General features: G+C 57.6%; 12 protein-coding genes. 9 read left to right on the forward strand and 3 right to left on the reverse strand.

Annotated features, from left to right (window positions below):
* Positions 1-34 precede the first annotated feature (34 nt).
* The gene (locus QMP16_RS19955; RefSeq protein ID WP_282153820.1) at positions 35-1,000 is read left to right on the forward strand and encodes an NAD(P)-dependent oxidoreductase; all 966 of its coding nucleotides are present in this window, start codon (positions 35-37) and stop codon (positions 998-1,000) included.
* A gap of 66 nt (positions 1,001-1,066) precedes the next feature.
* Positions 1,067-1,264, forward strand: coding sequence for a hypothetical protein (locus QMP16_RS19960; RefSeq protein WP_282153821.1), 198 nt, complete (start codon positions 1,067-1,069; stop codon positions 1,262-1,264).
* Positions 1,265-1,381: 117 nt separating this feature from the next.
* On the opposite strand, the gene QMP16_RS19965 is transcribed toward QMP16_RS19960, so the two are convergent.
* Positions 1,382-2,251, reverse strand: coding sequence for a LysR family transcriptional regulator (locus QMP16_RS19965; RefSeq protein WP_282153822.1), 870 nt, complete (start codon positions 2,249-2,251; stop codon positions 1,382-1,384).
* A 119-nt stretch (positions 2,252-2,370) separates the two neighbouring features.
* Between QMP16_RS19965 and QMP16_RS19970 the strand changes: the two genes are divergently transcribed.
* From QMP16_RS19970 to QMP16_RS19980, 3 genes are read left to right on the forward strand one after another with little or no spacing between them, the layout of a single operon-like run.
* Positions 2,371-3,237, forward strand: a complete 867-nt coding sequence (locus tag QMP16_RS19970; protein WP_282153823.1) for a HalD/BesD family halogenase — start codon at positions 2,371-2,373, stop codon at positions 3,235-3,237.
* An 11-nt stretch (positions 3,238-3,248) separates the two neighbouring features.
* The gene (locus tag QMP16_RS19975) at positions 3,249-3,797 is read left to right on the forward strand and encodes an isochorismatase family protein (protein WP_282153824.1); all 549 of its coding nucleotides are present in this window, start codon (positions 3,249-3,251) and stop codon (positions 3,795-3,797) included.
* A 30-nt stretch (positions 3,798-3,827) separates the two neighbouring features.
* A complete protein-coding gene (locus QMP16_RS19980; protein WP_282153825.1) occupies positions 3,828-4,739 on the forward strand; it encodes an NAD(P)-dependent oxidoreductase in 912 nt (303 codons plus the stop codon).
* 117 nt (positions 4,740-4,856) lie between these two features.
* Here QMP16_RS19980 and QMP16_RS19985 read toward each other — a convergent pair whose 3' ends face one another.
* On the reverse strand, positions 4,857-5,336 hold the full coding sequence (locus QMP16_RS19985; protein WP_348774618.1) for an Lrp/AsnC family transcriptional regulator: 480 nt from the start codon (positions 5,334-5,336) through the stop codon (positions 4,857-4,859).
* An 87-nt stretch (positions 5,337-5,423) separates the two neighbouring features.
* Between QMP16_RS19985 and QMP16_RS19990 the strand changes: the two genes are divergently transcribed.
* From QMP16_RS19990 to QMP16_RS20005, 4 genes are all read left to right on the forward strand, one after another.
* Positions 5,424-6,434, forward strand: coding sequence for a pyridoxal-phosphate dependent enzyme (locus QMP16_RS19990; protein WP_282153826.1), 1,011 nt, complete (start codon positions 5,424-5,426; stop codon positions 6,432-6,434).
* Positions 6,427-7,551, forward strand: a complete 1,125-nt coding sequence (locus tag QMP16_RS19995) for an amidohydrolase (RefSeq protein WP_282153827.1) — start codon at positions 6,427-6,429, stop codon at positions 7,549-7,551. The genes QMP16_RS19990 and QMP16_RS19995 overlap by 8 nt, the downstream gene beginning before the upstream one ends.
* 473 nt (positions 7,552-8,024) lie before the next feature.
* Positions 8,025-8,501, forward strand: a complete 477-nt coding sequence (locus tag QMP16_RS20000) for a hypothetical protein (RefSeq protein ID WP_058273394.1) — start codon at positions 8,025-8,027, stop codon at positions 8,499-8,501.
* The gene (locus QMP16_RS20005) at positions 8,498-9,433 is read left to right on the forward strand and encodes a polyprenyl synthetase family protein (RefSeq protein WP_282153828.1); all 936 of its coding nucleotides are present in this window, start codon (positions 8,498-8,500) and stop codon (positions 9,431-9,433) included. Before QMP16_RS20000 ends, QMP16_RS20005 begins: the two co-directional genes overlap by 4 nt.
* Here the strand turns inward: QMP16_RS20005 and QMP16_RS20010 are convergent, their stop codons facing one another.
* Positions 9,434-12,715: an AAA family ATPase gene (locus QMP16_RS20010; protein WP_282153829.1), complete on the reverse strand. Its 3,282-nt coding sequence runs from the start codon at positions 12,713-12,715 to the stop codon at positions 9,434-9,436.
* Between the last annotated feature and the right edge of the window lie 6 nt (positions 12,716-12,721).

Here is a 12,721-nt window from a genome sequence, read left to right on the forward strand (position 1 = left end):
CATCCGGCGGGAACTGGAACAGGGAAACACGCGCATGAAAGTTGGGTTTATTGGTCTTGGAAATGTCGGCGGGAAACTCAGCGGCAGTTTGCTGCGTAACAGCATTGATCTAACGGTACATGACCTCAATCCCGAACTTGTGGATGACTTCGTGTCGCGTGGGGCGGCCCGGGGTGCAAGCCCGGCCCAACTGATGCGCGATTGCGATGCTGTTATCACCTGTCTGCCATCTCCCGCCGCCTCGGATGCCGTCATGCAACAGATGCTGCCCGAGGTAAAACCGGGCAAGATCTGGATGGAGATGTCCACCACTGACGAAGCCGAGGTCAAACGCCTGGGCACAATGGTGATGGACGCAGGAGGCGCAGCCGTGGATTGCCCGGTTTCGGGTGGATGCCACCGCGCGGCGACGGGCAATATCTCGATCTTTGCGGGGTGCGACCGTGCCACGTTTGACCGCATCGCGCCTTTCCTGAAAACAATGGGTCGCCGCATTCTGCACACTGGTGATCTGGGCTCGGCTTCGGTTTTGAAAGTGGTGACGAACTATCTGGCCACGGCCAATCTTGTCACCTGCTGCGAAGCGCTGGTCACCGCCAAGGCGGCCGGTATGGACCTCAACACGACCTATGAGGCGATGAAGATCAGTTCCGGCACGTCATTCGTACATGAAACCGAAAGCCAGGTGATCCTGAACGGCAGCCGGGACATTTCTTTCACCATGGATCTGGTCAAAAAGGATGCCGGTCTGTTCCAGCAGGTGGCTGACCGTCACAATGTGCCGCTGGAAATCTCGCCGATGCTGGTGCAGATCTTTGAGGATGGCATCGAACGCTATGGCGAGCGTTGTTATTCGCCCAACATCATCAAACGTCTGGAAGAGGCCACCGGTCTGGATATTCTCGCCCCCGGGTTTCCGCCGGAAATGATGGATGATGAGCCGGAAGAGCCAGGTTACGAGGTGATCCCGCAAGGCTCCGAGCGCAAAGCCGCTGAATAAAAAAGGCGGCTGATTTGTAGCGAATCTGTACATTCGGCGGGCACCCGGTGACGCGCAACCCTGACGGTGGCGGATATCAAGGCAGGCAAGGGTACGCGTAAATTCGTGCAGACGACCGCCGTGAACCGCACCGAGGCCGCCGCAGCTCAGGCCGCGGGGATCGATATTCTATCAAGAGTCGATCGCGATCTGGTCGAAGCGGGAGTGAGTGCACCTGATAGGTTCACCACTGCCGCGCTGATGGCCAGCGACTATGAGAACTAAGAGGAATCCTGCGTGCCGGTATATAATCTCTTTGGCGCTTGCGATGTGCCAGCAACCCTCTCTAATTGTATCAAATAAGACTGTCTCATTGGCGTTGGAGCCAGACAGAAGATTAGTTTAAAAACGGGTTTGTAGCCACTCGCAAAAAGCGGTCGAAAGGTGTGATCCCGCCGTACCTGTTTTGTGTTGCAAGACGTAGTGGGCTTGGCCTGTATCAACGGGGGCACCGACAATTCTGATCTGGCGGCCGCTTGCGATGGCCTGCTGCGCGAACCGGCTGATCATAATAGTGCAGCCGCTTTCCGCGGCCACCAATTCGCAAGCGGCAACCGAGGTATCGACGATAAGGCGCGGGGATACATCTGCATTGGGTAGACCACGGGCCGACAGATACCGCGCCCAATGGTCGTCGAACCCCAGAACGTGGATGGCCGCGTGTGCCATCAGGTCCTCGGGTGTTTTGATCATTGGCGCGGTGCGCACACCGCAAACTGGAACGATGAATTCATCAGAAAGCTTGACCATGCGCGTGTCGGAATGGGTTTGCGGAGCCAGCTGGATGTCAATGTCCACGGGATGTCCTTCCCGACCGCTCTGCCACAAAGAAGTGACAAGTTTGATCCCGATACCGGGATGGGCCTTCTGAAAGGTGGCAAGTTGCGGCGCCAGCCAAATGATCATGGCCGCCGACGCCCGCACCACGATCGTCGTCTCCAGGGCAGGCCCAAACAGCCCGTTTGTGGAAAACGCAATGTGCTCCAATGAATCCCGGACCGATGTTAAATAGGCCCGGCCGATTTCCGTAAGTTGCAGGCTTTTGGCCTTGCGAATGAACAGTTTCTGTCCCAGCTGACCTTCCAGCGCCTTCATGTGCTGACTGACAGCCGTTTGTGTCAGCCCCAACTCTCGACTGGCGGCGGTAAAGCTTAAATGACGTGCGGCGGCCTCGAAAGTGCGAAGCCAGTTCAGGTTGAGATTGCTTTTCATCGCCCATTCATAAGTTTTTTATGTGCATGGAGGCAAATTCTTTCATTTTCCTTCATTTTGGGCCTCGGCTAGACAGAAATAACCGACGACGAAATCGACCAGACAAAAAGGAGCGATCTATGCCGGAGATCAATCAAGATGCAGCCACCGACATGGTTTTGAGCCTTGTGGATCTGGAGCGCTATCCCATTGCGGATCTGGAAAGTGCCGAAGGCACTGCGTTTCTCAAGGACTGTCAGGATCAGATGGAGGAACATGGCTGGTGCAATCTGGATGGGTTTATCCGTCCCGAGGCACTGGCTGCTCTGGCCGATGAATCCAACGCCTTGCTGCCCACCGCTGACGTGCTGACCATCAAGCGCAACATCTACCAGGGCGCAATTAATCCGTCGCTGCCCAAGGATGATCCGCGTCGTAAGGAATATACGCATGTGGCAACGCAATTGGCGGACGATCAGTTGCCGAATGAAACGCTCATCCAACGGCTTTATCAGTCGCCGCGTTTGACGGACTTTGTGCGCCGCGTCCAAAAGAAAGAGGTGCTGCATCGCTGCGCCGATGAGTTTCAGGCGCTGAATGTCGTCGCCCTGCATCCAGGAAGCTGGCACGCCTGGCATTATGATACGACGGAATGCACCGTGACGCTGCTGTTGCAGGCTGCTGAAACCGGGGGTGACTTTGCCTTCTTGCCGAACTCGCGCACCGACGAAACCGAAGACCGCGAGGCGGTGGATCGCTTACTTGCCGGCGATATGTCCCATGCACAGAAGTTTGATCGGGGTGCCGGTACTTTTACCCTGTTTCGCGGTGGCTATTCATTGCACGGGGTGACAGAGGTCGAAGGGTCGACCCCCCGTGTCACCGCGATCATGACCTATGACGAACAGGAAGGCCGTGTGATCAGCGACGACATCAACATTCGGATCTATGGTGATCGCGTCAAAAATATTCTCGCGGATCGCGCAGCCTCCACTATCAACGCATAAAGGACCAAGCCATGAAAACTGCTCTACTTGTCATTGATGTGCAAATGGCGCTGGCCCATGAGGATGCCGCCGGTGCCGTGCGATCTTGCCCCGAGGCAGGCGACAATATTGGCCGGCTTCTCAGCCGGTTTCGCGCGCAAGGTGACAAGATTGTCCATGTGCATCACCACGGGCTTGACCCCGACGATCCATTTCATGCGGATGCGCCTGGTGCGGCTGTTCAACCCTTTGCGGCACCGCAGGGGGACGAGCCGGTGATCATCAAAAACGTCTCCAGCGCCTTCGCCGGAACCTCGCTCGAGGCCGATCTGCGCGCCGACAATATCGAGCGTGTGGTCATCTGCGGGGCCACGGCCAATCACTGCGCCGAGTCCGCCGCGCGCTCGGCAAGCAGTCTGGGCTTTGAGATGGTCTATGCCTCTGATGCCGTCTGGGCTTATGACGCGACCGGGCCGGACGGGGTGACCCACAGCGCCGAACAGATCCATTCCGTCACGCTTGCCAACCTGCAGGGTGAGTTTGGTGAGGTATGTTCGACCGACACCATCCTGAACGCGTAAGCAATATAACTAACTCCGAGGACGGCGAAGATGCGCATTGGATTTATTGGGCTTGGCACCATGGGCGGCCCGGCAGCCCTGAACCTGATCAAGGGCGGACACGACCTAACGGTCTGCGACCTTGATCGGAACCGGGCAGAAGAGCACCTGGCGCTTGGGGCGAAGTGGGCAGAGACCCCTGCGGCAGCCGCGCAAGCGGCGGACATCGTGTTCACCATGGTCTTTGGACCAAAGCAAATCGAACAAGTGGCAGGCGGCGACGATGGGCTGCGATCCGCCATGTCCGCGGGGCAGATTTGGGTGGATATGACAACAAACAAACCCGCCTTTGTGCGCGAGCTTGCCGCCACCTTTGCTGAAAACGGTGTACAGTTGATTGATGCGCCGGTCACAGGTGCCGTCGATGGTGCACGCACCGGCAACATGCCCCAATTTGCAGGTGGGGATGAGGCGACCGTCGCGCGTATTCGCCCCGTGATGGAACTGATGGGTCCGCTTCATTACATGGGCACCAGCGGCAGCGGGTCTGTGACGAAACTGGCCAGCAATCAGCTTTGGGCTATCCACGCGACAGCCATGGGTGAAGCACTTGTCATGGCGGTGAAATCAGGTGTCGATCTGTCACGAGCCTGGGGCGCGCTTAAGATCGGGGCCAGCGAAAGCTGGTGCATGCATCACGACGCCCCGTCCGTTTTTGCCGGACATTATGATCCGTCCTTCACACTGGATCTGTGCCAAAAGGATCTGGGCCTGATCGTTGAGGCCTGCGACGACGCCGGCACCGCCGCCCCGGCCACACGCCTGGTGTGCACGCAGTTCGAAGCGGCCCGCGAAAAGTACGGGGGTGACAAGGGCGAATTGCATGTGGTGAAGCTTGAAGAAGACAATGCTGGCGTGTCACTTCGCCTTGACGGGGATTGGATCCCGCACTGGGAAAAATAACGAGGGGCCCAATCTGGGCCCTAACCCCAAGGACGCGTGATGCTGGCTAATGAGCGCATCTGCTGCCCACCATTCGAAGGGCCGCTTTGAAGCGGTAGCTGACGCATATGTTGATCCTTATCGTTCCAGCCCAACATCCTGCACAGGAATACCCAAACCGACTTTCTTTCTTCCCATGACAACAGATGTGCGAAAGCGACGGACGTTTGAGTTGTCGAAGAACAGCCGTTTCGTGAGTTCCTGAAAATCATCCATATCCTTTGCGGTGCAGACGAGACAAAAATCGGCGTCTCCGGTGATGTAATAGCACTGCTGTACCATAGGCTCTGATTGCGCCTGACGTGAGAATGCGTCGATCTGATCCTGACGCTCACGCTCCAATTCGACCATGACAATAAAGCTCATCGCGACACCCAGCTTTTTCGGGTCAACGATCGCGACTTCCGAAAGAATTGCGCCCGAGGTTCTGAGCGCCTTTAACCGCCGCTGAACGGAAGCCACAGACAAGCCCGTCTCGGACGCAAGCGCTTCGAGGCCTATCTTGGCATCGGTTTGCATCAACTGAAGCAGATTTCGGTCAAGCTGATCGAGTTTCATGAGAATTTCCTTCATAGCGAGAAAATTTCCCGAAAATTGGTAAACATTGACCATAATAGATCACCTTTCGCGTGTACAACTTTCGGTATGAAAAATCCAACGATACTCGATGTTGCAAAACCGCTGGCTCTGCTGGCTGCATGCCCCGCCTATAAACCAAGTCCGTTGGAGACGCGCAGTCTCCAAGCCAGACCTATTCTGATCAAGGATGAAACCAACAGGATGGGATTGGGCGCTTTCAAAGCGCTCGGAGGCGTTTACGCTGTTGCCAAGCTGATAGAAGCGCGCGTCGGTCATCCTTTGGAACCAAACGCTTATTTGGACGATTCCGTAAAAACCATCGCGCGCACGATGACTTTTGTCTGTGCCAGTGCAGGCAATCATGGCATGGCCGTGGCGGCCGGAGCGCGGCTGTTTGGCGCAAAGGCCCGCATTCACCTTGCCGAAACAGTGCCAGAGGATTTTGCAATTCGCCTGCGGGAAAAAGGCGCGGAAGTTGTCCGATCGGGTGACGATTATGAGGCGAGCGTTGCGGCAGCCATAGCCGACGCCGAGGCGTCCGGCGCAATCCACCTCGCCGATGGATCTTGGCCTGGATATACCGAACCTCCGCGGTTGGTGATGGAGGGCTATACCGTCATCGCCGAAGAAATGCGGACAGAGTTGGAAAGCTCTGGGAATTGGCCCAGCCACGTTTACTTGCAGGCAGGCGTTGGTGGGCTGGCTGCGGGGATCGCTTACATGATCCGGTCCACCTGGGCGGTTCAGCCAAAGATCATAGTGGTCGAACCTGATGCGGCCCCTTGCCTTGCCGAAAGCGCCCGGGCCGGACAGATCGTAACGGTTGAGGGCCCGGTGTCCAATATGGGGCGCTTGGACTGCAAAACGCCTTCTATGTTGGCTTTGGAAACTCTTGAACGGTGCGCCGACGACTGGGTTACGGTCACTGACCTGCAGGCCGTGGACGCTGTAAAACATGCGCGCGATCTGGGCTTTTCCACCACGCCGTCTGGCGCAGCGGGGCTTGCAGCCTTGTTGACGGACGAGGCCAAATTGCCATTGATCGTGCTGTCCGAAGGGGCCGTTCCCGATGCTTGATCTCGTTGCGTTTCGCCGTGATCTGCATGCCCACCCGGAAACAGGCTTCGACCTTGACCGGACGTCGGATCTGATCGCGGCGGAGTTGGAACGCGCGGGACTTGAGGTCACCCGGGGTGTGGGCCGCGCGGGAATTGTGGCCACCTTGCGCCGTGGTCCGGACGAAACCGCAATCGGTTTTCGAGCCGACATGGACGCGCTGCCGACACACGAGGCCACCAACTTGCCGTACCGCTCGGGAACGGAAGGCAAGTTTCACGGTTGCGGCCACGATGGCCACAGCACCATGCTGCTGGGTGCCGCGCTGGAGCTTGCGGCAGACCCGTCTTTTGACCGCACCATTCACTTCATCTTTCAGCCGGACGAAGAGAACGGAAACGGGGCAGCCGCGATGATCGCGGACGGTTTGTTTGAACGTTTCCCGATGGCCGCGATCTTCGGCCTTCACAACATGCCCGGAATGGAGCTTGGGCGCTTTGCCACGCAAAGGGGCTCATTCTGCGCGTTCGAGGATAATTTTGAGATCCGCGTACAGGGTCAGGGCGGGCACGCGTCGATGCCGGAGAAAGGCGTTGATCCGATTGTGACTGGGGCCGCAATTGTGCAGCAGTTGCAATCGATCGTCTCTCGCTCGGTTCCGGCGAGCGAGCATGCAGTGGTTTCCGTAACGGAGTTCCTGACGGACGGCGCGCGCAACATTCTGCCTAGCAACGTAACTCTACGGGGGGATTGCCGGGGCTTTTCCAGAGATGTGTCCGAGAATATCGAGCGAAGAATGCGCGCCATAGTCGCCGGTGTATGTGCAGCACAAGGCGCTGAGGCGGAGGTTGATTACTCGACTTCCTTCCGGCCATTGGTGAACGATGCCAGAGCCACAGACATGATCGCGGATGCTGCTCGTGATGTTGGTAGCGTTGATGCGGATTACGGTCGGGTAGGATTCTCAGAGGATTTTGCAGAGTTTCTTGCGCACCGCCCCGGGGCCTTCATCCTGATGGGCAACGGATTGGAAGGGAACAATTCGATGCCGCTTCATAACCCGTCGTATGATTTTAACGACGAGGCGATCAGACATGGGATTGCGTTTTGGACCAGCACTGCACGGCGGGAATATTGACGGCAAACGATGCCTGAATAAGCCCTAATAGCAGGCAGTTTATCCGCCTTGAAGTTCCCAATCGAACCCTCGGCCGATGTCATTTAGCTATTTTTTCTTTGCTGGGCCACTTCATCTGGTGACCACCTTCAGGGCTGCATCGAGATCCAGAAACATTGCGTGACGCAGTTGGCGCAAAGCCTCATGGTCACGAACTTCAACCCGGCAGATCGCGGAAAATCTGTTTCGTATCGCCGTCCGCGCGATATGAACCAAAACCCACGGGGCGGGTGCTTTTTTCTTATGCAGACGGCAGATTCCCAAGGTTAATAGATGGTTAACAAATCTCGGTACTTGATTGCGCGGCGATCTTCTTGTTTTACTGAAAATCAAATCAACCCATGCCCGAACGCGGTGTGAATATACAGTGGAAATCGGTAGCAAAACTCTGAATCTACAGAACTTTATGACGATGCGGGCAATGGAGTAGCAAGATGGATCAAGACGACGGATCATCACGCAATGAGTTTGGGAACCCTGGCTCGATTGACGATATGGTGGCGATGTATCTGGAAGCGCTTGAGGGTGTTCTGGGGTCGCTGCGGGACTACAGCGAAAAGGGTGCACGGGTTGAGCCCGACGTGATGTTTCTGCTTGCGCAGGCGCAAGCCCGGTGGCTCAGTTCAGCTTTGCGGTATTGGCAGCAGATTGCGACCATCGTCTCGACCCAAGGGACAGACGCGATCGAAGCAACCATACCCAGTGCGGATGGCCCGTCAGTGGAAGCCAGACAGCTGATCGTGCTGGACAAGGCCCGTGCCGTGTTGCGCGAGATATCGGATCTGTCGCTGAGTGAGGCAAAACTGTTGCAACGTGATCTTATGGAAATCGAGGCTGAGCTTCGCAAGTCAGTCGGCCCCGAGGGTGACGACCGGGAAGGCCCCCATCGCTATGCAAAATCCAAACCATGAATAACGAAGGTGCCCGTGCCGATTGGGTGATACCGGAACTGGGATTTGAGTCTGAGACCGAACGGTTGCGCACTGCCATCGGCGCGTGGGTTGAATCCACACCCGACGAGATGCGGCCGCAGTTGGAAGAACAGTTTCTGGCCGGCTCAAAGTATTTTCGCCCATTGACCATCTTTGCCTGTCAGACGGCTGTCGGCAGCGAGGAGATCACGGATGAAACCATCCAGGCGGCCGTAACGCTTGAGCTGTTTCATAACATGACGCTGGTTGTGGACGACATTCTGGACCAGTCGGACGAACGGCGCGGCAAACCGACCATGCACACGGCCTTTGGGCAACTTGCGGCGCTGATGACGTCCGGGTTCATGGTTGCGGAAGGCTATCGGATGATGGCGACCGAGCCGCAGGTGGTCGTGTTGTTGTCCGAGCTGATGTCCCGGCTTGGCGCGGCCGAGATCGCGCAGTGGAACAGCCGCACGATGCCGCGCGGGGTCGAGGATTGGCGCAAGCTGGCGCAGGAAGACACCGGTTCGATGTTTGAGGTGGCTGCTTGTCTAGGCGACCGTAGCGAGGGGTTGCGCCATTTCGGTGGTCTGCTGGGCACCCTGTATCACGCCTGCGATGACGTGTCCGACGTGCGTGGAACTGAAGCCCTGGGCGGCGGCGGTGAAGAGGACATTCGCGACGGGATTCTAACCCTGCCGGCCGCGATAGCTGTACGCGAACCTGCAATTGCCGAGATGTTCCGCGATCCGAACCCCAGCAATTACGACGCGCTGGCCGAGGCCTTTCGCGCCGCTTTGCCAGAAGCCGAGGCCGAACTGGACCGGATCGCCGCCAGCGCAATAGCCGAGGCCAAACGATTTGCCCAAAACCCCAAAAAGCTGATCACACTTGTGGATCGCACACGCGCTTTGGGCGAAGCCCGCTGATCACAAATAGGCGCGTGCCGCTTTCAGATCCTGGCTGTCGAACCCTTCTTCGAACTGCGCCATCAGCGGTTCGACAAGCGCGCGCTGTGCGTCTTTTGTAGGCAGCAAGGTTGCCAGCCCCAAAGCTGCGCGAAGTTGCCATGCCAGCGCGGACCGGCTTTCAGCTGCGTCAAATGCAGCGCGATAATGCCGCTCTGCGCCACTGGTATCGCCACGTTTCTGCGCCAGTTCCCCTTTGACCAGGCTCAGGTCAAGTACGTGGTTCAGTTCGCCTCCATCCTGCAATGGTTGGTCTAGCCCGTCCAGAACACGTGCGGCATCCTCGATCCGGTCCTGCGCCAGCAGCAAGCGCGCGTGATTGGCTTCAAAGCATACGCGGTGATAATGGACACCGGCATTCTTACAGGCAGCAACAGCCGTGGCCGTGATCTCTTCGGCCTGTTCCAGTTGACCGAGTTTTGCCATCGCCCGGGCGCGCCAGAACGATGCCCAGACACCCAGGAACCTGTACCCGTACTCTCCGGCAACCGCGCTGCATTCTTCGGTCAGGTCCATGACCTGTTCCCAGTCACCGTTCCAGTCGTGAATGCGGATCACACCGTTCGACAGGGCATAAACAAGCGAGTAGGGGTCTGGCAGCGACCGGGTGTAATTCAGGATGTCATTACCAACCTTCACCGCCTGATCCGGGCGGCCCAGAGACCAAAGCGCCGCTGCCCGGAAACATTCTGAGATCACTTTGGGTTCTGCGGCCGACAGGCGTGGCCCGGGCTGGTCCCAAATGCCTTCTTCATAAAGCTGCAGCACCCGTTCGCCATAACGCACCGACTCGGCGTAATCGCCCCGGTTGAAATGCGACCAAGTCTGCATCGAGGCGGAATAAACTTCATAACGGGTATTGCCGCTGCGCGTCGCCTCGTCAGCAAGCGCCGCAAAGGTATCATGCCCTGAGCTTACGTCGCCACGCATGGTTTCGAAGGCCCCGATCCCGTATAGAACCGCGACGCGCAGGTCTGGATCGTCAACATCCAGAAATAGCTCGCGGGCGCGCTCAAATGCGGTCTGCGCCTGTGGCGAAGCGTAGCTGGTCGCCGCAAAATGCACCACGCCAATGGTCGACTGCAGTTGCAGCTCCAGCTTTGCGCGATCCGTCAGGTCATCGACGTCTCCAACATATTCCAAACCATTGCTGAGTTGAGCGAGCGCTTCTTTCATCGAAGCCCGGCCCCACGCGGATTTGCCTGCCGTCAGCCAATAGGGGACTGACCGGTCACCAAGTCCGGCGGCAACAAAGTGGTTTGCCACCTGTTCCGGACCGGACTTGCAACGTTCAGGGAATTTTTCTTCCAGCGTTTCGGCAATCTTTCCATGTAATTGCTGCCGCCGCCGCCGCAATATAGATCGATACGCAGCCTCCTGAATCAAGGCATGGCGGAACATCAGGCTTTGGCCGGTTTGGTCCGGGTATGCGAGGTCTGCATCACCCAGTTGCGAAAGCGAGTCCGAGAGCTCGGGCAGCGGAGTTCCGGTCACCTGAGACAGCAGGTCGACATCGAATTCCCGGCCGATCACGGCGCCGATCTGGGCGTATTCTCGGGCAGCCCCCAGCTTGTCGAGACGCGCCATCAAACTGTCTTGCAGGGTTTCAGGCACCAGATCCGCACTGTTTCTGAATTCCATCGCAGAGCGGGTCAGCTCTTCGGCAAATAGCGGCACGCCATCCGATCGTTCCAGCAGTTGCTGGCGCTGTTCAGGAGAAAACGTATCCGACCCTGTCATGCTGTCCAAAAGCTTTTCGACTTCTGCGGGTTTGAGGCGCGCCAGTTCGCAGGTCATCAGGTGATCTGCCTGCCAGTCATGGGTGAATTCCGGCCGGCAGGTCACAAGCAACAAGATCTGATGATCGGCGAGTTTGGCGGCGAATTTGGTCAGCAAATCCAGCGATGTGGGGTCGATCCAGTGCAGGTCTTCGAAATGCACCAGAAGAGGTGCCCGCTTAGCCTGCACGATGACCTGTTCGATTAGCATGTCGATCGTACGGGTTTTTTGCAGCTCGGGCGACAGGTTCAGCGGTGGATACCTGTCACAGGGCAGAGAAAACAACGACGCCATTAAGGCGCGCGCTTCGTTCAGATTATCTTCGGCGACTACCAGTTTTTCCAGCTTGTCTAGCCGGGCGTCACTATCATCCTCTTCAGTGAACCCAAGCAAGGTCTCGATCTGACGGCGGATGGGATACAGGGCCGTGTTCTCGAAGTAGGGCGCGGATTGCAGGTGAAGGACGGTGGCGCCTTCGCCCTTGGCCTGATCAACCACCTCATATGTTAGGCGGCTTTTGCCAATGCCGGCCTCACCAGAGACAAGGCAGACACGCCCCTTACCTGATTTGGCATCCTCCCAGGCTGACATAAGGTGCGTCCGCTCGGGCGTGCGACCGACCAGTGGTGTAAGTTGCCGCCGTGCCGAGTTGACGGTGAACCGGTCCTGACGCTGTGCCGTGGATATGACACGCCAAGCCACCTGACCGGGGTCAAACCCCTTCAGATGGATGTTCTCTAGCGCTTCATAGACGAACATATCCCCCAACAGCGAGTGCGTCTTGTTGCCGATTACGATCTGCCCCGGCTTTGCCAACCCCTGTAGTCGGGCGGCAAGGTTTGGCGTATCCCCAGCCACGGCAGAGGTTGAGTTCACTCCGATCTGGTCGAGATCACCGGCCACAACCAAGCCACTTGCAATGCCTATGCGGGCCTGCAGGCGGTCACCTGCTGCAGTATCCAGCCCGGCGACGGCCTCGACAATCTCCAAAGCCGCGCGGCATGCGCGTTCAGCCGCGTCCTCTTGGGCGACCGGATAGCCAAAATAGACCACAACGCCATCACCAAGGTATTGGGCCACGTGCCCTCTGGCATCTTTGACCAACTGCGAAACAGTATCCTGATACAACGCCATAAGATCGCGATAGTCTTCGGGATCAAGCCGCGCCGACAGGGCGGTCGAGCCAACCAGATCACAAAACATGATTGTAAGGTGCCGCCGTTCGGCGCTTTCCTCACCCGTCATAGCTCCGCTGGGTCTGGGCTGTGCCGCGTCCGGCTTCATCGCCGCGATCGCCTTGCTGATCTTGAGCCGATGACCCAACACCGTGACACCCATTTCTCTGAGATGGTCACCGGTCACATCTTCAAGAATGTCCAGGTCGATACCGTTCTCATCAAATAGTGTGGTGTATTGTGGCAGGCCAATTTCGTTCAGCCATGCCGCAATTGATTTAGTAGTCATCAGTCG

Source organism: Ruegeria atlantica, assembly GCF_947495585.1.
GTDB lineage: Bacteria > Pseudomonadota > Alphaproteobacteria > Rhodobacterales > Rhodobacteraceae > Ruegeria > Ruegeria atlantica_G.

Excerpts from the sequence above, each read along its gene's own strand:
- QMP16_RS19955 (WP_282153820.1), top strand. The coding sequence starts at position 35 with ATGAAAGTTGGGTTTATTGGTCTTGGAAATGTCGGCGGGAAACTCAGC.
- QMP16_RS19965 (WP_282153822.1), bottom strand. The coding sequence starts at position 2,251 with ATGAAAAGCAATCTCAACCTGAACTGGCTTCGCACTTTCGAGGCCGCC.
- QMP16_RS19970 (WP_282153823.1), top strand. The coding sequence starts at position 2,371 with ATGCCGGAGATCAATCAAGATGCAGCCACCGACATGGTTTTGAGCCTT.
- QMP16_RS19975 (WP_282153824.1), top strand. The coding sequence starts at position 3,249 with ATGAAAACTGCTCTACTTGTCATTGATGTGCAAATGGCGCTGGCCCAT.
- QMP16_RS19980 (WP_282153825.1), top strand. The coding sequence starts at position 3,828 with ATGCGCATTGGATTTATTGGGCTTGGCACCATGGGCGGCCCGGCAGCC.
- QMP16_RS19985 (WP_348774618.1), bottom strand. The coding sequence starts at position 5,336 with ATGAAACTCGATCAGCTTGACCGAAATCTGCTTCAGTTGATGCAAACC.
- QMP16_RS19990 (WP_282153826.1), top strand. The coding sequence starts at position 5,424 with ATGAAAAATCCAACGATACTCGATGTTGCAAAACCGCTGGCTCTGCTG.
- QMP16_RS19995 (WP_282153827.1), top strand. The coding sequence starts at position 6,427 with ATGCTTGATCTCGTTGCGTTTCGCCGTGATCTGCATGCCCACCCGGAA.
- QMP16_RS20000 (WP_058273394.1), top strand. The coding sequence starts at position 8,025 with ATGGATCAAGACGACGGATCATCACGCAATGAGTTTGGGAACCCTGGC.
- QMP16_RS20005 (WP_282153828.1), top strand. The coding sequence starts at position 8,498 with ATGAATAACGAAGGTGCCCGTGCCGATTGGGTGATACCGGAACTGGGA.
- QMP16_RS20010 (WP_282153829.1), bottom strand. The coding sequence starts at position 12,715 with ATGACTACTAAATCAATTGCGGCATGGCTGAACGAAATTGGCCTGCCA.